Here is an 18,253-nt window from a genome sequence, read left to right on the forward strand (position 1 = left end):
TGCGGGAAGATATTTTTCGGCGAGTCTTAGCCCGGAAGCTCATCGAGGCTGGCGGCCAGACGCGAGCGCTCACGGCGCGCCAGCATCTGCAGCACGATCCAGCTCAGCAGCGCCAGGGTTCCGTCGGTAGCCAGGCTGGCAATGGCCGCACCCTTCCACGACCAGCGCGGAATCAGCACCGCATCGAGAGAGAGATTGAGCAGCGCGGCGCTGAGCTGGGTTGCCGTCCGGTTCCACTGCGAGGCAGAGGCAGTAATCGCCGTTCCCCACGCATAGTGGAGCACGCGCAGCAGCGGCAGCAGACACAGCCAGCGCAGCACGGTGACCGATCCGCGAAAGGACGGGCCAAAGAGCAGCGGCAGCACTCCTGCGCCCAGATAGAGCCCGATGGCGGCCACGATTCCGTAAGGAACGGTACGCAGCAGCAGCTTGCGAACCAGCGGCGTAGCTCCGGCGATACCGCCGCGTCCCCCCTCGCGAAAAAACCGCGGCATGGCCGCTGCATACAGGCCGTAAAGCGGAGCCGTAACCACGTCGATGACGCGGTAAGCCGCGGAGTAGAATCCGGCGGCGGAGAGCTGGTTGAGTCCAGCCAGAAAGGTTTTGTCGATGTCGTTATAGATCGAGATGGAGGAGCTGGAGAGCGAAAAGCTGAAGCCTTCGCTGAGGTCGCGTCCGCGGATGCGGGAGATACGCGGCCGTCCCAGCCTGGTAGTAACCACGATCAGTGCGCCGACGGCCACGATGAGCGTCGAAAACCAGTAGATCTTCGCCCAGGTCAGCGCGGTGGGATGCACGCCAAGCGCATGCGCGTACCAGAAGAGCCCCGCCGCGGTAAGAGCGCGGCCGATATTGGTGACGGCGGTCAGCTTCGCGGTCCAGTCCAGATGCCCGGCGCCCTGGAAGGCCCGCGCGGCAAGCAGCACCAGCTTCCCGAGAAGGCCGTCGGCGAAGGCAGCGTATGGAATAAGCACGCGGAGATCGGGACGCAGCGTGTAGTGGCCGATGAGCAGCGAGGTTGCCAGCAGAACCAGAAAGCCGGCGAAGGTGATGATCAGCGACTGGCCCCAGGTGACGGCGAAGGATTCGCGGTCGCGGCTGACATTGCGGACCAGAATCATCTCCATGCCCAGGGCGCTGAAGTTGGCCAGCGTGCCCACCAGGGAGACGACACCGATGAAGACGCCGTACTCGCGGCTGCCCAGGGTGCGGCCCATCAGCACAAAGTAAATCCCCTGAAAAAGGATCGAGACGGCCTGGCCGGAGAACATCCAGAGCGAGCCGCGCCGTAACGAATCCTCTTTCATTGCGGCGCCCCTCCTTCTGACAGCGCGGCATACGTCTCTTCGAGAATAGCGGTTTGCGCTTGCAGGTCGAAGAAGCGTTCGGCACGGCGACGACCGGCATGACCGATCATCGACGCCAGGGCCGCATCGCGAAGAAAGGTTCCGATGGCTGCGGCCAGCGCCTGGGGATTGCCCGGCTCGACCAGCAGACCGGTTTCGTCATTTTCCACGGCTTCGGAGACGCCAGGGCCGCGATAGCCCACCACCGGCAGGCCCATAGCCTGCGCCTCGCAAAGCACGACCGGCAGACCTTCGGAGTCCCCATCGGCGGCGACGATGCTGGGCGCAGCGAGCAGGCGGGCGCGGCGCATCCACGCACGCACCTCCTCTGCCGGCTGCGACCCGAGGAAGACAACATTACGGAGACTTTGCCGAGCCTGCGCCTCGAGCGGCACCCGCAGCGGCCCATCACCGATAAGGACCAGCCGCGCCTCGGGCCTGGCGCACTGCACCTGAGCCATCGCCTCGATCAGATGTGCGCAGCCCTTTTTCTCCACCAGGCGGCCGACAAAGAGGACCACCGGCTCACGATCCGCCGAAGGCCCCGGAGAAAAGAGGCTGAGATCGACGCCGATGCGATGGGTTAAAAGCCTTTCCGCCGGGAAGCCACGCTCGATGGCTCTCTGCCGGATGTGATCGGAGACGCAGAGAAAGAGGCTGGCCTGCTCGAAGAGCCGCTGTCGCCGGTGCAGAAAAATGCGGCCAGGCGCGGAGCAGCGCAGCGCCTCGTCGGAGCGGGTGACGTCGTAGCCATGCAGGGTGACAACGAGAGGCAGGCCGAGCCGTCTGCACAACGGAAGCGCGATCGCCGCATCGACGGCGAAATGAGCATGAAGCAGCACCGGACGGCTGCCCCGAAGTGTTCGCTCGAAGGCGGGAGAGAACCCGGAGTGCAGCCAGGCGCGGCGCTTCAGACGATCCATCAGCGTGTTGCCTTCCGTCAGAGCCGTCACGCGGAACGCATCCAGAGGCAGGCCGGAGGGAACGCGGCGAAGACCAGCGAAAACCGGCTCGAAGCGGCGCAGAGCGCCCGCCTGCGAGGCGATGAAGGTCTCCGACAGCGGCAGAAGCTCAATACGAAAGCAGAGGATGCGGGGCATCGACGGTCTCGGAAGGAATTTCATCCCGGAATGACGGCGGAGGCATCTCTGCCCGCCGCCCGGCGGCCAGTCCCTCGATATGGGCCAGAGCCGAGACGTAAAGCACCCAGAAGAGGCCGTTGTAGATCAGCAGAGTATTTTCGTCGAGGTCGTAGAGCGCAATCAGAACCAGCAGAAACAGCGGCCAGGCAGCCTGATCGATCTGTCCGCGGCGCAGAGCGGGCCAGAGCCTTCGCCAGGCACGAAGGTAAGTGAGCAGGAAGAGGAGCAGTCCGGCCGCGCCGAGGTCCAGCCAGATTTCGAGGAAGCCATTGTGAGCGTGGAACACGATAAAGTGCACCGTGGCGGCCACGCGAAACGACGGCCCGTGGATTCCCTGCCAGAACGCGCCGTATCCATACCCCAGCCAGGGCTGCTTCCGGATGAACGACCAGACCTGCGTCCAGATAGCGGTGCGGCCGGAGAGAGTGGCATCGCGCCCGAGCAGGCCGGTAAGCTGCGACAGAAAGAGCACCGCGGCTGCCGCCATGGCTGCCGTCAGAACCGCGGCTGCAAGGCCGAGGAGAACGCGGCCGCGCTGCTCCATACGCCGCATGAGGCGCAGCAAAAGAGACAGGACGAAGACGGCGGCTTCAATCAGCCAGGCGCCGCGCGAGCCGCTCATGACGAGAACGAAGACAAACAGCGACAAAGCGGCCAGGCGCGGAATGGTAAGCCGTCGCTGACAGAGCACCACAGCAGTGGCCAGCACCATGATGCGCCCGCAGGCGTTCTTCTGCGTAAAGACACCCTGCCAGTCGCTGTGGTGGCCCGGCGAGTGATCCAGCCCGATCTGCGGAAAGCAGACTGCGACGAAGGCCGCGCCCAGAGCCAGCAAAACCATCGACAGCATCAATATGGAAATCTGCCGGCGCAGCGGAAAGCGCGAGGCGAACCACAGGCCGAAGAATCCTGCCAGAGTGAAGGCCAGAGAGCGCCGAAGCGTCAGCAGCGGATCGATTGACCAGAGCGTGGAGAAGATCACAAGCGCCGCGAAGAGCGCCGCATACCCCAGAGACAGAATGCGGCGTGCCAGAAGGCGCGCGTCTTTCAGCAAAAAGAGCAGGATCGTTCCATCGATAACGACCTGCGAGGCGATGCCGCCGATGCGCATCAGCGGCGTGGGAGCGGCATTGGTGGCTTCGAGCGCCTGACCGGGAGCGATGCCGGGAATGGCTCCCTGCACGGCAAAGAAGGCAAAGATCAGCGCGCAGAGAATATCGGCCAGCGGCAGACGCAGCGGCGGCTGGCGCATTCTCACCGGACCGGCAGCGAGGCCGCTCTCAGCGATCCGCATAAATCAGGGCTGTCGAGGCCGCGGCAAGAATGCTGGTGCTGCCCATCGCAACGTTCTTCGCAAAACTGAAAGGCACGTAGAGGACATCACTCGGATGGAGCGCCACATCCGGCTGCTTGCCGTTTTCCATCGCGCGCAGCGGCAGGTCCAGCTCGACATACTGGCCGTCCGCATTGTGAATGAGGCGGATTTTGCGATCGGAGGCAGTCTTTCCGGCACCGGCGGCCATGGCAATCGCCTCCAGCACCGTCATCTTCGAGTCGTTCTGCATGACGTAGCCGCCGGGGCGTCCCACATCGCCGAGAACATAGATAATTCCGGCCTTCGGCACAATCACCGTGTCTCCGGGATAGACCATCACGTCCGCATGCAGGTCCTGAGCGGCGTTGTTCGGCAGATACACCTGCACGGTATCGCCGTCTTTACCGGCGCGATGCAGGGTGATGTGGCGATCAGCGGTTTCGGTCAGGCCGCCGGCCATGGACAACACATCGATCAGGCTGCGCGGCGTGGCCAGCTGGATGGCTCCGGGCCTGGCGATCTGACCGAGCACCGCAACGGACTGCGTGGCGTACTCCTCGATAAGGACGGAGACCTCGGGATGCTTCAGAAAGTTGCCCTTCCGATACTGCTCCGCAATAGCGGCGGCGGCATCGGCCGGCGTCAGTCCTTTCACAGATACGTTGCCGATGAGCGGAAGGGCGACATCGCCGGAGTCGCGCACGCGGGCTCTGCGCTCCAGCTCGGATTCGCTCAGCACCGAGACGTGCAGCAGATCGCCGGGGCCGATCAGCAGGCTCTCGGTCGGCGCGCTCTGCTGCGCGCCTGCCGGAGCAAGAGCCAGCCATGCCGCCACGCAGCAGCACACGATTTTAAGTGCGAGTCCCGCCATAGCGCGATCCTTTGTATCCGTAGTATTCGTAGTACTCTGCCGATGTTTCGCGAACGCCGTTAAGCACCACTCCCAGAACCGCGTTCTGCGCCATCTGCAGCGAGAGCGCTCGATAACTGCGCGCAATGGCCGGCTTCGCAGTCACGCCAGGGCGCGCGACCAGCAGCGTGGCATCGGACATCTGCGAAAGCACCAGAGCATCCGCAAAGGGCAGCACCGGCGGGCTGTCCAGCACGATGAAGTCGTATTGATGGCGCCATCCGCCGAGCAGCTCCTCCATGCGGCGCGATGCGATCAGCTCAGAGGGAAAGGGCGGCTTTCGCCCCGCATGCAGCAGCGCGAGAGAAGGCAGCGCCGTCAGCGGCTGCGGCTCGGGCGGAGCCGCGCTGCCCGCCAGAGCCTCGCTGAGGCCGGGCGACTCCGGCATATTGAGATAGCGGTGCAGCGCGGGCCGGCGCAGATCGCCGTCGACCAGAAGAACCTGCGCGCCCTGATGCGCCAGGATCGCGGCCAGGTTCAGCGCAATCGTGCTCTTGCCTTCGGCGTCCCGCGTGCCGGTCACCAGCAGCACCTGCGGCGGAGCGCTGCTGCGCGAGAGCATCAAAGAGGCGCGCAGCGTGCGAAGCGATTCCGAGAACGGAGAGCCGGATGCGCTGCCGGTTCCCTGCAGCTCCCACGAAGCAGCGGCCGTCACACCGGATGAGCCTCCGCCACGCAGCAGACGCGGAAGATGGAAGGAGGGCTCGAGCAGTGGAATCACGCTGAACAAGGGAGCCCCGGTCAGCCTCTCCACTTCGGTGAGCGAAGTGATCGACCGGTCGGTGAACTCGCAGGTAATGGCTCCGGCGCACCCCAGAAAAAGCCCGGCGCCCAGAGCCGCCGCATAATACAGCGGCAGGTTCGGGCTTTTCGGATGATTCCCCGGAGGAATGCGCGCAGGGTTGACGATGCTGAAGCTGCTGGTGTGCAGGCCTTCGAGAACGCCGGCCTGCTTCAGCTTTCCAAAGAGCTGATCGTACAGCCTGCGGCTTTCGTCGGCCTCCTGACGGGCGAGCGTCCATGCGATCCGCCTGTCGTTCATCTGAGCGGCCAGCGTCTTCTGCTTTTCAAACTCCTCGCGAGCCGTGTCTTCGGCGCGCTGCGCGATCTCATAGTCGGCGTGGGCACGCTCACCGACGCGCCGCACCTCGTCATGAATCGACTTCTGTATCTCCGTAAGCTGTGCCTGGCGCTCCTGCATACCGGGCCATGCGGCTCCGTAGCGGGTCTCGTCCTGCGCGAGCTCGGCCTTCGCCGTCGACTCGCGGGAGCGAAGCGTTTCGATCAGCTCGAGGGAATGCTGCAGGCCGCCTGTCTCTTCAGCGCCTGCGCTGGCGGTCAGTCCGGAGATCAGCTCCGGATCTCCGCTCTGCGCGGTATGGTCGATGGCTTCTTTCAGAATGCGATTCAGCTCCGCCTGCGAGAGCGCCTGATTCAGATTCTCCAGCTGCGCGAGAACGACATCGTGAGAGCCATTGTCCCCATACATTCCGGCCTCGCTCTGCAGCCCGATGGCCTTCGTCTGCAGCGCTTCGGCCTGCTTTTTCAGGCCGGACATCTGGCCGGCAAGCCAGGACGAGGATTCCGAGGTCTGCGCCAGGCGCGACTGAAAGGTGTAATCGGCGAGCGCCTGCACCAGACGATTGACGACTCGGGCGGCCAGCGCAGGGTCGGGGTCGGAGTAACGAATCTCGATCAGCCGTGTGCCGGTGACGGGCTGCACGGTCAGGTGGCGGGCAAAGATGCGGAGCGCAACATAACGGCGGTTGGGCGCTTCTTCCAGAGGCACGCTGCGCGGCTCGAGCGGGCTTCGCCAGAAGAAGATCCAGCCGGGGATGGTCAGACCGCGCTTCTTCGCCGGAAAGAAATTCTGCGTGGATTCAAGATCGAGGGCGCGAATGACATGCAGGGCCAGCGTGTCGGATTCGAGAATTCCCGCCTGCGTCTCGATCGACATGCTGTTCTCAAGCGCATCGGAAGCCTCATGACTCGTGTCTCCGAGCACACCATTGTCCAGACCGAAGGCCCCGGAGGGCTCGCGCTGAATCTCGATCTCTCCGGTTGCCTGGTAGAGCGGCGTTATCAGCAGACAGTACAGAGTGACAAGCAGGAGAAGCGCAAAAACCATGCCGAGCACGATGCGCCGCCGCCGGCGCAGGATCGACAGCAGATCGGCGACCGTCCACTCATCATAGACAGCCATGGCGTCTCTTTCGAGGATGTGCGTCGGCGAGGTCATCGGCGGCCTCGCGGGGGAACGCGGTGCGGCGTCTGCGCGTGAAAGCGCAGGCCGAGTCTCCGCAGCCGATGGTCAGGCATTGCGGAGCAGCACCACCGATCCGTCGAAATCAAAGCGGAAGTCCATTTCGCTCAGGCCGGCATCGGTCATCGTCCGCCGCAGACGCTTGCGATCCTGGGTGTGGAAGAGAAGAAACCCACTGCCGCCGGCGCCGACGAGCTTGCCTCCGGTCGCGCCGCCCTTCGACAAAGCAAGCTCGTACAGCTCATCGATGCGGTCGCTGCTCATTCCCGAAGATCGTTTGCGCTTGCGCAGCCAGTGCTGATGCATCAGACGGCCAAACTCGGCGATGTTTCCCGATTCGAGTACATTGCGCGTCTCTTCGCCCAGAGCGCGCACAAAGTGCAGGCTTTCGATCATCGCGGGATCGCCCGCCTCCGAGCGCCGCTTCTGCTCATCGAGCAGCGTGGAGGCGCTGCGCGTGTAGCCGACAAAATAGAGCATCAGCGAATCGCGCAGCTCGCGAATCGCCTCCTCGCTCATCTGCAGCGGAGAAACGGTCACCTGGTCGTCGGGATGATACTGCTGGCAGAGAAGACCGCCGTAGGCGGCAATGTACTGGTCCTGTTTACCGACGGGCTCGGCCAGACGATTCATCTCGATCTCGACGGCATCGCGGGCCAGCTTTTCCGCCGTCACGGGCTGCCGCTGATAGGCGCACAGCGCATGCACCACGCCCACGAGAAATGCGCCGGAGGAGCCGAGTCCGGTACCGGCGGGAACATCGGCAACGCTGACGATCTCGAGCGGACGCGGCGCCTGATGCATCTCCAGCGCCGAGCGCAGCAGCGGGTGGCGAATCTCCTCGCAGGTTTCGGCGTGCTCGGTTTCGGAATACTTCAGAAAATAGCCGGGAAAGAAGCTGCGGTTGACCGAGATATAGACATACTTATTGATCGCCGCGGAGATGACGAAGCCGCCGAACTCCCGGTAATACGATGGAAGGTCCGTGCCGCCCCCTCCGATGGAGATGCGCAGCGGCGTACGGGTCATGATCACGGGAGGACCTCACTGAGGGGCCGCGGCTCCGGCTGGTGCGCCGGCTCAGCCACCAGCGTGCCGGATAACAGACTCTCGGTTTCGCTCAGCCCGCGAGGAGAGCCGATCTCATAGAACCGCTCCTGCACTTCATAACCGGCCAGTTCCCTGCGGTTCACCAGCTCGGAATACACATCCGCGAGATCGAAGGGTTCACACTCCGGCCACGGATCGAAGACCTCGTTGCTCATCGCGCTCAGGCCGTAATCGATGTGCTGCATGGAAGGCGTGCAGTACTTCTTCGCATAGCGAAGGATTCTTCCCGAGCTGAACTCGACATTGCTCTTGTCCCAGCGGTGATTATTGCGGTAAAGAGTCATCAGCGCCGGCTTCGAGCAGATACGAAAGGCATCCCAGACGGGCGCAAGCCACACCGGAAGATAGCTGTCGCCATACATCACGAAGAAGCGCCTCCCCAGCATCGCTTTCGCCTTCATCAGCGCGCCACCGGTGCCGAGCAGTTCATCTCCGTCGTAGCTGTAGCGGACGCGAAGCCCGAACTGCCGCCCGTCTCCGACGAAGGCCTCGATCTGCTCGCCGAGATGACCGCAGCAGATCACGACATTGCGCAGTCCCTGATTTCCCAGCAGGCGAAGCTGATGGGCGATGAAGGGTTCGCCGGCCACCATCAGCATCGATTTCGGCACGGATTCGGTCAGCGGCAGCAGCCGTGTTGCCAGGCCGCCGGCCAGCAGAGCGAGCGTGGGCAACACGTCAGTTTTAGTGGAAACGCGTGCGATCATCCGAGATCAGCTCCTCCAGTGAGCGGCGCATAGCCTGATGGCTGTTCATGTGTGGAATCCAGCCAAGGGACCGGATACGGTCCGCATTGAGCCGAACGATCGGAACATCACCCTTCCATCCCTGCGAGCCGCCGGTATAGTGCAGCGCGGGCATAGACGGTAACGCGAGGCACTGCGCGGCCAGCGCCGCAATTTCGTTGACGGTGATGGCATCGTCGGTGGCGATGTTAAATACCGAAAAACCTTCATGGCTGCGCTCGGCGGCACAGAGTACGGCTTTCACGACATCTGAGGCGTGAATGTAGTGCTTGCTCTGCTGCCCGTCGCCAAGAATCGTCAGCGACTGCGGGTTCCTCCCCAGACGGCGGATGAAATCGAGACCCACGCCATGCGTCTGACGCGCGCCGATCACGTTGGCAAAGCGAAAAGCGCAGGCAGTGAGTCCAAACATGGCGCAGTAGCCCGCGATCAGCGCTTCGCCTCCAAGCTTGCTGGCTCCGTATGTGGATACCGGAACGAGCGGACCATGATCCTCGTACGCAGCGTTGCTGCCCAGATCGCCGTAAACGCCGCTGCCCGATGCATAGAGCAGACGCCGCACACTGCTGCGCCGCATCGCCTCGACGATGTTGCTGGTAAGCTGCGTGCCCTGTTGGAAATCGATCTGCGGCTCAAGCGCGGCGCGCGCGATATCCGGGTTCGAGGCCAGATGAAGGACCACATCATGCCCGCGCATGGCCTCGGTCAGCGTCTCCAGATCATCGACGCCGCCGCGAACCACGCTCAGGCGCAGGTCGCCTGCGTGCGCCTCATAGTGCCACTCGCGGCCGGAAGAAAAGTTATCGTAGAGAGTTACCGACCGGGCCAGGTAAGTACCGAGAAGATGATCGGTAAAATGACTGCCGATAAATCCGGCTCCACCTGCGAGAAACCACTTTTTCGCCCGGATTGTCTCTTCCGTCTGATTTGACATTGGCAGTAAGTCCTGCAGGCACGGCTCGCCGGTCACCCCGATCCCCTCCTGATGCAGGTTTCTCGCGGCTTCCCCTCATCTGGTCCGGTAACCCGGAACGATGATTTTTCTAATTACTGAATTTGTTATTTTGAGTGACCTTATCAAACGGCCTGTAGCAGAGCAAATTACCTAAGTTATAGACCGGAACTATTCCTCTTCACGGATTCACGATCCGCATTTGATATAAGTTGCAAAACCATCTTTCAGATTATTTATGCGCAGCTACAGGTTTATCCGGATGCTCTGTATATGACTCAGGACAGACTGATTACAGTTGGCGTACCAGTCTATAACGCAATGCCGTGGCTGCCCGAATCGCTGGACAGCATCCTCTCTCAGACCTTCCACGACTTTGACCTTCTGGTTATTGTTGACGGCGCCACCGATGACAGCCTGGACTATCTCGAATCCATCGATGACTCCCGTCTGCGCATACTCACTCAGGAAAACTCCGGCGTGGCGCAAACACTGAACCGGATGCTGCACGAAGCCCGCACGCCCTGGCTGGTTCGCCACGATGCCGACGATGTATCGTACCCGCTGCGTCTTGCACGGATCGCCGAAGCTATTGAGCAGCATCCCGATGCCGGTATGTTTTACTCTTTCGCCGACTACTATCCGGTTCACGCGAGCGCCGGAAGATTCCGCTGCTCGCGAGGCCCGGCAGCGTCTTTGCGCAGCATGGCGGAGCGCGGCTATGTGCCCTCGATCTGCCATCCATCGGCCGCGCTGCATATCGAAAAGACGCTGCGCATCGGCGGATACCGGCTCGACCTGCCGGCGGAGGATGCCGATCTCTGGTGGCGCATGGCGCTCGCCTGGGATATTCACTGCATTCCCGAGCCGCTGGTAGGGTTTCGCCACAACGGAGCCAGCGTCAGCACGCGCCGCTTCCATATGCAGGAAACAGCAGGACTGTATGTGCAGTACCTTCTTCTCTCTCACTTATGGAATCTGGTTCCGCAATCCTTCTGCATCGTTGAAAAAGAGCTGGAAAAGCTGGCTGACCCGGCACAGCGCAGCGCGAAGTATCTGCTGCGCTCGATGAATCTGCGGCTGTCGGAGCGGCAGCCGCTGCGGGCCGCCGCAGCATTTCTGAAAGCCCTTGCCGCCTCGCCTTCCTATGTTGCCGGAAGGGTGCGCGACGAAATCTTCCCCGGAACGATCGTGAATGGAATCTCCCCCGAGCTATTCCTTCAGCGAAAGGACATTTTATGGGCCGATTGATCGCAGGAGAACGCCGCACGGATGTGGCACAAAACACCGGGTCGAAGCCGGCAATGCACCGCGCGGCCAAGCCGGTGGAATTTCGGATGGATCACGTCTATGTGGACCGGATGCCGATGAACGACGCAGCCGGCTGGGTGGTGGCAGGCATCCGGCAACGCGCAGAGCAGCCTCTGCTCATCGTTGGACCGAATGCGCAGATCGTCACGCTGGCGGAGCAGAACAGGCGCTTTGCGTCGGCTCTGCAGGCAGCCGATTTATCGGTTGCCGACGGGGTCTCGGTCGTATGGGCATCGCGGCTGCTGGGCAAGCCGGTTCCGGAGCGCGTGACGGGCGGCGATCTGATGGAGCGCCTGTGCGCGGAAGCAGCCGCACATGGCTTCACGGTCTTCTTCCTGGGCGGCCTTCCGGAGGCGGCGGAAAAAGCCGCGGCAACGCTCACCCGGCGTTATCCCGGCCTGAAGATTGCCGGAACGTACTGCCCTCCTCTCGGATTCGAGGCCGATCCGGAAGAGGTCGCAAAGATACGCGAGCAGATTACGCAGGCAGCGCCCGATCTGTTGTGCGTCGCCTTCGGCGCTCCCCGGCAGGAGATATGGATGCACGAGCACTGCCCCTCTCTGCCGATCCGCGCAGCCATTGCCGTCGGCGCGGCACTCGACACACAGGCCGGGCTGCGGCATCGCGCCCCGGCGTGGACCCATCGCCTTGGGGTGGAGTGGCTCTACCGCCTGCTGCGCGAGCCACGGCGCCTGTGGCGCAGATATCTGATCGGCAACACCCATTTCATCTGGCTCGTTTTCCGCCTGTGGATACGGCAGCAGATGCCGGTCGAGCCTCTTCCCTCTCCCGGAGCCGCAGGGCCGGATTAACCGCAGGATCGGCAGGGCAAACGGCAGCACAGAAGTGCTTTGAGGAGCAGCGATGCCACGAATCGAAGATCTTACTGTGAAACTCTTCAGCGACGGCGCAGATATGCAGAGCATCCTTCGCCTGAGCGCAAACCCATGGATTCGCGGGTTCACGACAAATCCCACGCTGATGCGAAAGGCCGGCGTGGCCGACTACGAAAACTTCGGCCGTGCCCTTCTGCGCGCTATTCCCGACCGGCCGGTCTCGCTCGAAGTCTTTGCCGACGATGAAGACGAGATGGAGGATCAGGCGCTGACCATCGCAGGCTGGGGGCCGAACGTCAATATAAAGATTCCGATCACCAACCGGCAGGGCATCTTTCCGGAGCGGCTCATCCGGCGTCTGTCTTCCGCGGGCGTCACGCTGAATATCACCGCGATTCTCACGCTCGATCAGGTAAAGCGAACAGTGGACGCACTCGCTCCTTCATCTCCGGCCATCGTGTCGGTCTTCGCGGGCCGCATCGCCGATACGGGCATCGATCCCGTCCCGGTGATGCGCGCCGCGCGCGAGCTTCTCAGCCTGCACCCTGGAGCGGAGCTGCTCTGGGCCAGCCCGCGCGAGCTGCTGAACGTCTTTCAGGCCAATGACGCGGGCTGCCACATCATCACGGTCCCGTCGGAGATGCTGCAGAAGCTCTCGCTGATCGGAAAAGATCTGACCGCTTATTCGCTGGAGACCGTAGACATGTTCTATCAGGATGCGCGGGCGGCGGAGTACCGGATCAGGTCAGCGGTCATGCAGCCTGTCTGACGGCGCACGCTGCGGCATGACCGGCTCCATGCCGGCGAGAAGATACATGGCGGCCTCGGCGAGACCGGATGCGATGAAGCCGGCATTTGGATCGGTCACCGGCTGCTGTGTAAGCTCATCGGCGATGCGAATGGTGCCGACACCAGCCGCCCGGCCGCACTCTGTATCGGTGGAACGGTCGCCAATCATCCAGGAGTTTGCGAGATCGAGATGAAACTCCCGCTGCGCGCGAAGAATCGATGCCGGAGAAGGCTTTCGGCACGCGCAGTTTCCGCTGTAGCCAGGTACAATTCCGCGGGGATGGTGCAGGCAGTAATAGAAGGCGGAGAAAGCGATCTTTCCCGCGTCTAACTCCAGCTTCAGACGAAGGTGAATCTTCTGCAGGGTATGCAGGTCTGACTTACCCAGAGCATAGTTTGGCTGATTCGAGACAAGAAACAGAAGATATCCGGCCCTTTGTAGTCTCTGCATCGCTTCGACTGCATTTTCCACGAGATGAAAGTCGGCTATGGTTCGTGGCGACTCGAATCTTCCCGTATCCGGATAGAGAATATTCCGGTTGATCACGCCATCGCGGTCGAGAAAGATTCCGCGCCGTGCTGTTATGCGGTCGATTCCCATTTCATCTCGTTCTGTTTCAGGCCGGGATGAGAGACGATCAGATGCCAGACGACGGCCTGAAACTCTTCCGTATGCGGGGTCACAGTCTCCGGAGAAAGCGTTGGAATCACGATGCAGGCGTCGGCAACCTGTGCCGTGTATCCGCCATCGCGGCCTACGACTCCCAGCACACGGGCCCCCACCTGCTGCGCAAGGCGAAGGCTGGCGACCAGGTTCACGCTGATATTTCTCTCGATATTGCCGCCGCCGACGGAAAAGACGAAGAGCATATCTTTCGCGCCGAGCCGGCTGGTACGCAGCCAGTTCGCGTAGCTGGACTCCCACCCGTCATCGTTGATGCGCGCGGTCAGCTCTGAGACGTTATCGGTGGGTGCGTAGCATTCGATGCCCGCAATCTTGCGGAAGTCGTTGACCGCGTGGCCGGCGTGCCCTGCGCCTCCGCCGACCCCCAGAAAGAAGACGCGTCCACCCTGACGGCGCGTTTCGACGAGAAGATGAACCATGCGATCCACGCACGATCCGTCCATGGAACGCGCGATGGTCTGCACTTCGGCAAGATAGCTTGCTGTATACCCACTGGTCATCGAAGGCTGCTCTCCTGCAGGCTGGCGCGGTTCTGCATCCGGCCTGAACTTCTGCGCGCGCGGATCATCCCCCGAGAGCTCTGCCCGGCTGCGCCGCGGCTGGACGTTCGGATGCGGTCTCTGAGCGATTGCCGGAGTGTGACCGGCACCCAGGCAAAGATGAGGAAGTGCAGCGCAGCATTCCAGGTGGGGCGCCCCTCCAGCAGAAAGGCGCGCAGCAGGAGAAGCTTTTCTCTGAGCGTGGCTCCGCTTTGCGCCGCGCGCCACACGCACTGGATCGCAATGAACCAGGAGAATGCCCGGGGCGAAAGATACTGGCGCACTTCTCTCGCCCACTGCAGAGAGAATCTCCAGTCGGGTGTGCGGCCCACGCTGTCACGGCCGTCTTCAATGCGGCAGAGCGCGAGCGGCTCGGAGAGCATGTGAATGCGAACGCCTTTGCGGGCCGCCGCGCGCAGGACCCAGTCCCAGTCCTGATGCATGCGCAGGCCGGCGCGAAACGGCACGGCAAGCAGCAGCTCGCGCGGCATGAGCAGGGTCGAAGTCTGCAGGATGCCTCCGCCCCCTGTAAGCCCGTCGCGGCTATAAAGATAGTCACCCACGGCCTGGTTTTCCCGGTAAAGCACACGCGGCACGGGGAAGCTGACGCGAGGAGAGCTGGCGATGAAGCGCGAAGAGAGAACCGGATAATCCTCCTGCAGGTACAGAGCGCGGTGCATCTGGCGGCTGAGCTTCGCGGGAAGCCATTCATCGTCGTCGTCGAGAAAGGCGATCCATACGCCCCGAGCCGCGCGAACGCCGATGTTGCGCGCCTCCGACCCGCCCGCCGGGACCGGCAGATCGATGATGCGCACGCGTGGATCGTCAATCGCACGAAGATGGCCGCTTGTCTCCGGATCGCAGCCGTCGACGACGACGATGACCTCGAGGTTCGGCCAGCTCTGGCGCAGCACGCTGCCCACCGCCTGCATCAGCAGCGCAGGCCGGTTTCGTGTGGGAATGACGGCACTGACCAGAGGGGTATCCACAGCGGCAGAAGGCACAGGCATCTCCGCACTCTCGCTCATCTTCAGAATTGGGGTAAGGTTTTTTCAGCATATCCCGGAGCCTCGGAGCGGAGCGGCGTTCTTTTGCCCGTGTCGAGACTTTGGTAATGTACTCGGGACGCGCTGTTACGGCGCATGCCGCTCCGTATCACGCGCAGATTCTATGGATCGAAGCCCCGCAACTATTCTCCGCTGGCTTTTCGGCTCGCAGAGCGGTCTGACCGACCGGCAGATTCCGCGATGGATTTTTCTGCGCACGCTGGCGGCGATTTATTTTTCCGCGTTCTTCTCGCTGCTGTTTCAGATCAAAGGACTGATCGGGCCGCAGGGCATTCTTCCGGCGCAGCAGTATCTCGCGGCCGTTGCCGAGCATCTCGGATCGCAGCGCTTCTGGTATGCGCCGACGCTCTTCTGGCTCTCCTCCGGATCGCACATGCTGATGGCCGTCACCTGGATCGGCCTGGCTGCCTCGGTGGTGGCGCTCTTCAATCTCTGGCCGCGGCTGTGCTTTGCCCTCTGCTTTGTCTGCTTCCTCTCCTTCGTCAGCGCCGCCGGAGACTTCTCCGGTTATCAGTCGGACGGCATGCTGCTGGAAGCAGGATTCATCGCGCTCTTCTTCACGCCAGGCGGTCTGCTGCCCGGATGGGGTGAGCGCAGCCCCGTCCGGCGCGCTGCCCTGTTCCTCCTGTTATGGGAGTGGTTCCGCATCTACTTCGAATCGGGCATCGTCAAGCTGCTGAGCGGCGATCCGGAGTGGCGCAGCCTGACCGCGATGGATGAGTACTACCAGAACGGACCGCTCCCGACGTGGATCGGTTGGTATGTGCAGCACCTGCCGCACTGGTTTCATGTAGCCACGGCCGCCGGCACGCTGGTCATGGAGCTGGGCATCGTCTGGATGTTGTTTCTGCCGCGGCGGCTGCGGCTGATCTGCTTCTTCATCGTCACGCCGTGGGAGATCGGCGTGATTCTCACGGCCAATTACACCTTTCTGAATTACCTCGTCCTCTGCCTCGGCTTTCTGCTGCTCGACGACCGCAGCATTCGCTGGCTGGTGCCCACGCGCTGGCGCAGCAGATTGCCCCGCGAGGTGTCCGTACAATCGAGCGACAACGCAGATCAAACCGAGCCGGTCCTGTCGATTCTCTCTGCACCCGAGGGTGCGGCAAAGGAAGAGAAGAAGCCGGCTGCGCCCCGCCGCGGCACTGCCGATCATCTGCGGGCACTGCGTCTGGCGGTGGTCGCCGTGCTGCTGACGTGGATTGCCTATGACACGACGGCAGAGCTGCTGCGGATGCCCTTCCCCGATCTGCCGCTGCCATCGGGGCCTGTCATCGCGCTCGAGCCGCTTCGCATCGCTAACCGGTACGGCCTTTTCGCCGTGATGACGCGCGGCCGGTATGAGATTGAATTTCAGGGCTCGAATGACGGGCAGAACTGGACGCCGTATCCCTTCCGCAACAAACCGCAGGCGCTGAATGAGGCGCCGCGCATTTACGCGCCGTACCAGCCGCGCTTCGACTGGAATCTCTGGTTCGCCTCGCTCGGCGACTGGCAGCAGTATCAGATCGTTCCCATGACCGAGGAGCGTCTGCTCGAAGCCAGTCCGGATGTTCTGGCTCTCTTTCGCAGCAACCCCTTTGCCCAGGCGCCGCCGCGCTACGTTCGCGCCGTGCTGTGGCAGTACTGGTTTACGTCCATGGCGGAAAAGAAGAGCACGGGAAACTGGTGGCGGCGCGAGCCGATCGGCCTGTACGCTCCGGTGCTGACCCGTACGGTGGCAGGAAAGTTCGGAGTGGTGCAATGGCCGGAGCCTCTGCCGCAGCATAATTAAGATATGCGCGCCTCTGTGATCGGATCGGGACCGAATGGGCTGGCGGCGGCGATTGTCCTGGCTCAGGCCGGATTGCCGGTGGATGTCTTCGAGGCGGAAACGCAGCCCGGAGGCGCCGCGCGAACGCTTCCTTTGACGCTGACCGGCTTTCGCCATGACTTCGGCTCGGCGGTCTATCCCATGGCCGTGGGCTCGCCGTTTTTCCGCTCGCTGCCGCTCGAACAGAACGGCCTGGTCTGGATTCACGGGTCAGCGCCCCTGGCGCATCCGTTCGATGATGGTACGGCGGCCGTTCTCGAACGCGATCTGAAAGAGGCTGAGCGCACGCTGGGCGCGGACGGCAAACCGTGGCGGCGCATGGCGCAGCCCATCGTCGATCACTGGACCGCATTTGCCGAAGACGCTCTGGGACCGGCGCTTCGCATCCCACGGCATCCGTTTCTGATGGCGCAGTTCGGCCTCAGAGCGCTGACCTCTGCCCAAACCTTCAGCAGCAATAGCTTTCAGAGCCCGCGGACGCGCGGCCTCTTTGCCGGCCTCGCGGCGCACTCGATTCTCGCGCTCGATCAGCCGCTGACCGCAGCCGTCGGCATCATGTTCGCCGCGACCGTGCATGCGCTTGGCTGGCCCATTCCGCGGGGCGGCGCGCAGGCGATTCCCGATGCGCTGATTCGCTGCCTGGAATCGCGCGGCGGAACCGTTCATACCGGACGCCGCATCACGGCGCTGCACGAGCTGGATCACGAGGACTCGCTGATTCTTTGCGATGTCACGCCGCAGCAGCTGCTCTCCATCGCCGGAGGCCGCCTGGCCCAGTCTTACCGGCGGGCGCTGGAGGGCTTTCAGTATGGTCCCGGAGCCTTCAAGATCGACTATGCCCTGTCTGAGCCGATTCCGTGGAAGGCGCAGGAGTGCCGGCGCGCCATCACCGTGCATCTGGGCGGCACCTTCGAGGAGATCGCGCGATCGGAACATGCCGCCAGCCACGGACAGCACATCGACGAGCCCTTTGTGCTGCTCGCTCAGCCGACGCTCTTCGATGCGAGCCGCGCACCGGAAGGAAAACACATTGCCTGGGCTTACTGTCACGTGCCGAACGGCTCGACGATCGATATGACCAGCCGCATCGAGGCACAGATTGAGCGCTTCGCGCCGGGATTCCGCGATTGCGTGGTGGCGCGGCGCGTATCATCGCCCGCTGTGCTTGAGTCCATGGACGCGAACCTGATCGGCGGCGACATCAACGGAGGAGCCTTCACGCTGCGGCAGTTCTTCCTTCGCCCCGCCCTCGGCGAATACGCCACCGGCGTGCCGAACCTGTATCTTTGCTCGTCCTCCACGCCTCCCGGCGGCGGCGTACACGGCATGTGCGGGTACCATGCGGCGAAGCTGGCGCTGCGCCGACTGCGCCGCTGAAAGGCCGCATATTCGAGCGGCAGCGAGGGCTTGCTCCGGCAGAGCAAACCGT

General features: G+C 62.8%; 16 protein-coding genes. 5 read left to right on the plus strand and 11 right to left on the minus strand.

Going from position 1 to position 18,253, the window contains the following annotated elements; genetic code table 11:
- Positions 1 to 26: 26 nt before the first annotated feature.
- The 8 genes from D0Y96_RS00375 to D0Y96_RS00410 form a co-directional block, all read right to left on the minus strand.
- The gene (locus tag D0Y96_RS00375) at positions 27 to 1,307 is read right to left on the minus strand and encodes a lipopolysaccharide biosynthesis protein (protein ID WP_117297140.1); all 1,281 of its coding nucleotides are present in this window, start codon (positions 1,305 to 1,307) and stop codon (positions 27 to 29) included.
- Positions 1,304 to 2,446, minus strand: coding sequence for a glycosyltransferase (locus D0Y96_RS00380; protein ID WP_158562108.1), 1,143 nt, complete (start codon positions 2,444 to 2,446; stop codon positions 1,304 to 1,306). The genes D0Y96_RS00375 and D0Y96_RS00380 overlap by 4 nt, the downstream gene beginning before the upstream one ends.
- On the minus strand, positions 2,418 to 3,782 hold the full coding sequence (locus D0Y96_RS00385; protein ID WP_117297144.1) for an O-antigen ligase family protein: 1,365 nt from the start codon (positions 3,780 to 3,782) through the stop codon (positions 2,418 to 2,420). The genes D0Y96_RS00380 and D0Y96_RS00385 overlap by 29 nt, the downstream gene beginning before the upstream one ends.
- Positions 3,769 to 4,674 carry a polysaccharide biosynthesis/export family protein gene (locus tag D0Y96_RS00390; RefSeq protein WP_117297146.1) on the minus strand — a complete coding sequence of 302 codons (906 nt, stop codon included), beginning with the start codon at positions 4,672 to 4,674 and terminating at the stop codon, positions 3,769 to 3,771. Before D0Y96_RS00390 ends, D0Y96_RS00385 begins: the two co-directional genes overlap by 14 nt.
- A complete protein-coding gene (locus D0Y96_RS00395) occupies positions 4,655 to 6,952 on the minus strand; it encodes a GumC family protein (protein WP_117297148.1) in 2,298 nt (765 codons plus the stop codon). Before D0Y96_RS00395 ends, D0Y96_RS00390 begins: the two co-directional genes overlap by 20 nt.
- Before the next feature lie 72 nt (positions 6,953 to 7,024).
- A complete protein-coding gene (locus D0Y96_RS00400; protein ID WP_252263357.1) occupies positions 7,025 to 8,005 on the minus strand; it encodes a GHMP family kinase ATP-binding protein in 981 nt (326 codons plus the stop codon).
- Between the two features lie 2 nt (positions 8,006 to 8,007).
- Positions 8,008 to 8,793 carry a nucleotidyltransferase family protein gene (locus D0Y96_RS00405; protein WP_117297152.1) on the minus strand — a complete coding sequence of 262 codons (786 nt, stop codon included), beginning with the start codon at positions 8,791 to 8,793 and terminating at the stop codon, positions 8,008 to 8,010.
- On the minus strand, positions 8,771 to 9,766 hold the full coding sequence (locus tag D0Y96_RS00410) for an NAD-dependent epimerase/dehydratase family protein (protein WP_117297154.1): 996 nt from the start codon (positions 9,764 to 9,766) through the stop codon (positions 8,771 to 8,773). Before D0Y96_RS00410 ends, D0Y96_RS00405 begins: the two co-directional genes overlap by 23 nt.
- Before the next feature lie 291 nt (positions 9,767 to 10,057).
- Between D0Y96_RS00410 and D0Y96_RS00415 the strand changes: the two genes are divergently transcribed.
- From D0Y96_RS00415 to D0Y96_RS00425, 3 genes are read left to right on the plus strand one after another with little or no spacing between them, the layout of a single operon-like run.
- Positions 10,058 to 11,035: a glycosyltransferase family 2 protein gene (locus D0Y96_RS00415; protein ID WP_117297156.1), complete on the plus strand. Its 978-nt coding sequence runs from the start codon at positions 10,058 to 10,060 to the stop codon at positions 11,033 to 11,035.
- Positions 11,036 to 11,058: 23 nt separating this feature from the next.
- Entirely contained in the window at positions 11,059 to 11,907 is an 849-nt protein-coding gene (locus D0Y96_RS00420; protein ID WP_158562109.1) for a WecB/TagA/CpsF family glycosyltransferase, read from the plus strand.
- Positions 11,908 to 11,959: 52 nt separating this feature from the next.
- On the plus strand, positions 11,960 to 12,700 hold the full coding sequence (locus tag D0Y96_RS00425) for a transaldolase (protein WP_117297160.1): 741 nt from the start codon (positions 11,960 to 11,962) through the stop codon (positions 12,698 to 12,700).
- Here D0Y96_RS00425 and D0Y96_RS00430 read toward each other — a convergent pair.
- Genes D0Y96_RS00430 through D0Y96_RS00440 form a run of 3 tightly spaced genes read right to left on the minus strand, consistent with a single transcriptional unit; the run spans position 12,677 to position 14,948 of the window.
- A complete protein-coding gene (locus D0Y96_RS00430) occupies positions 12,677 to 13,321 on the minus strand; it encodes a D-glycero-alpha-D-manno-heptose-1,7-bisphosphate 7-phosphatase (protein WP_117297162.1) in 645 nt (214 codons plus the stop codon). The genes D0Y96_RS00425 and D0Y96_RS00430 overlap by 24 nt on opposite strands.
- A complete protein-coding gene (locus D0Y96_RS00435; RefSeq protein ID WP_117297164.1) occupies positions 13,303 to 13,905 on the minus strand; it encodes a phosphoheptose isomerase family protein in 603 nt (200 codons plus the stop codon). The genes D0Y96_RS00430 and D0Y96_RS00435 overlap by 19 nt, the downstream gene beginning before the upstream one ends.
- Positions 13,902 to 14,948 (minus strand): glycosyltransferase family 2 protein, encoded by a 1,047-nt coding sequence (locus tag D0Y96_RS00440; protein WP_158562110.1) that lies wholly within the window; start codon positions 14,946 to 14,948, stop codon positions 13,902 to 13,904. Before D0Y96_RS00440 ends, D0Y96_RS00435 begins: the two co-directional genes overlap by 4 nt.
- A gap of 166 nt (positions 14,949 to 15,114) precedes the next feature.
- Here D0Y96_RS00440 and D0Y96_RS00445 point away from each other — a divergent pair, with 166 nt between their 5' ends.
- Together D0Y96_RS00445 and D0Y96_RS00450 are read left to right on the plus strand one after the other, a co-directional pair.
- Positions 15,115 to 16,785: a lipase maturation factor family protein gene (locus tag D0Y96_RS00445; RefSeq protein ID WP_117297168.1), complete on the plus strand. Its 1,671-nt coding sequence runs from the start codon at positions 15,115 to 15,117 to the stop codon at positions 16,783 to 16,785.
- A gap of 3 nt (positions 16,786 to 16,788) precedes the next feature.
- Positions 16,789 to 18,201 carry a phytoene desaturase family protein gene (locus D0Y96_RS00450; protein ID WP_117297170.1) on the plus strand — a complete coding sequence of 471 codons (1,413 nt, stop codon included), beginning with the start codon at positions 16,789 to 16,791 and terminating at the stop codon, positions 18,199 to 18,201.
- The last annotated feature ends 52 nt before the right edge of the window (positions 18,202 to 18,253 follow it).

The sequence above is a fragment of the Paracidobacterium acidisoli genome (assembly GCF_003428625.2).
GTDB lineage: Bacteria > Acidobacteriota > Terriglobia > Terriglobales > Acidobacteriaceae > Paracidobacterium > Paracidobacterium acidisoli.